At 62.4% G+C, this 1,538-nt stretch carries 2 protein-coding genes; one reads left to right on the forward strand and one right to left on the reverse strand.

From position 1 onward, the window contains the following. Nucleotides 1-220: 220 nt before the first annotated feature. A complete protein-coding gene (locus VBE63_RS29100) occupies nt 221-406 on the reverse strand; it encodes a hypothetical protein (protein ID WP_323686462.1) in 186 nt (61 codons plus the stop codon). A gap of 320 nt (nt 407-726) precedes the next feature. On the opposite strand from VBE63_RS29100, the gene VBE63_RS29105 reads away from it, so the two are divergent. Further along, nucleotides 727-1,338: a hypothetical protein gene (locus tag VBE63_RS29105; protein ID WP_323686463.1), complete on the forward strand. Its 612-nt coding sequence runs from the start codon at nt 727-729 to the stop codon at nt 1,336-1,338. Nucleotides 1,339-1,538: the final 200 nt, after the last annotated feature.

Below are 1,538 nucleotides of genomic sequence, written 5' to 3' on the forward strand. Positions count from 1 at the left end.
CCCTCGGCGAGCGCCTCATGGATCGCCTCTGCGAAGGCGGTTCGGTGTTGATCGCCTTGGATTGGGAGAGTTATCGGCAACGACCGCGCCGAGCAGGCTCGACGCTGCTGAAGAGCGTTTGATACCGGGTTCCAATCGCTTGTCTCAGCGCGTCTTTTTCCAAGCCCAAGATGGCCCTTGAAGCGCAGACCCCCGGGCAGACCCCGAGCTGGTCGGCGCGTCAGGGCGCGTCTTGATCATCCACCCCGTGATGTTGAAGCCAGCTTCGGAATCGCTCCACCTTTCGCTCCAGGGAACAGGTCGGCGGGAGGGTGTCGAGAAAGTGGCCAAAGGCCACGCGGAGGTCAGTCTGTTCCTCCGGATCGAGCGTTCTCCAAGGGCGTCGCTCGCTCTTTTCATTGCTCATGGCGTCTCTCCTCTTGTCGAAGGGACTTCGATTGGCAGTGATGTTCCTGCACGGGTCCGGCGGCGGCTCGACTCTCTTTCCGCGCGGGCCGGGCTTCTGTCTTGCCGGTGGTGCTTACGCCCGGAGGTCTCCGATGCGAATCTTCTTCGCACGCGTATAGACGCAACAATCTTTCCATGGTCGGTTGACCGGTCGTCGATCGCACGGTGAGACTCACTCTATGCTTCGCTGAACGCGCAGCGGCAGTCGGATGCCGTCCCTGCATTGCGCATGGAATGATACAGGGTTGGCTCGAGACAGATTCAAAGAGAGAGGTCACCGTGTCGCAAGATCATCCCCGCATCGACTGGACCTATCCGCAGCCGCGTTCTGGGCTCGCGGGCGTGCTAGACAGGTTCATCGGCCCCGGGGCGACCAGCGCTGAACGCCTCCTTCAGATCCTGGTGCCATCGGTCGCGGCCATCGCGGCCCCGCTCTATGCCGCGGCGGTAGGTCAAAGCTGGTCCTGGGTGCAATACCTGCTCTGCGTGGCGCTGGCCTTCGATCTGGTCGGCGGCGTGGTCACCAATGCGACCTCGAGCGCAAAGCGCTGGTACCATCGAAGCGCTCAGGGGTTTACGCAGCACTTCGGCTTCACGGCAGCGCACCTGTTGCATCTGCTCCTCGTGGTCTGGCTCTACCTGGATAACGACTGGACCTGGGCTGCGGTCGCAGGCGGTTATCTGCTCGCAGCCGCAGCCCTGATCCTGACGGCACCCGTCTATCTGCAGCGTCCCACGGCCTTGATCCTCTACCTCGGTGGTCTGGTGATTGGCCTATGGCTGCTTCCTACACCGCCGGGCCTTGACTGGTTCTTGCCGGTGTTCTACCTCAAGTTGCTGGTCAGTCACCTGCCACGCGAGGAACCCTATCGGCCTGCAACCGGCGACTGAGGCTCGCCGCCAAGCCGTCTCAACTGATCCTAGATTGCCGGGTCGCACGCTCCGGCCGATGCGGTTCATCGCTGCCATCCCGAGCACACCGCGCTGCACCAGAGGGTGCAGTCGCACCTGGAGACCGGTCTCGCACGCTTGCTGCGATCTCAGATCAACCTAAATCTAAACCTGTTGGTTCCTTCCCGGAGCATCGGCCT

The organism is Lamprobacter sp. (assembly GCF_034860625.1).
Classification (GTDB): domain Bacteria; phylum Pseudomonadota; class Gammaproteobacteria; order Chromatiales; family Chromatiaceae; genus Lamprobacter.

Coding starts and splice junctions, on each gene's coding strand:
- VBE63_RS29100 (WP_323686462.1), bottom strand. CDS start 406: ATGAGCAATGAAAAGAGCGAGCGACGCCCTTGGAGAACGCTCGATCCG.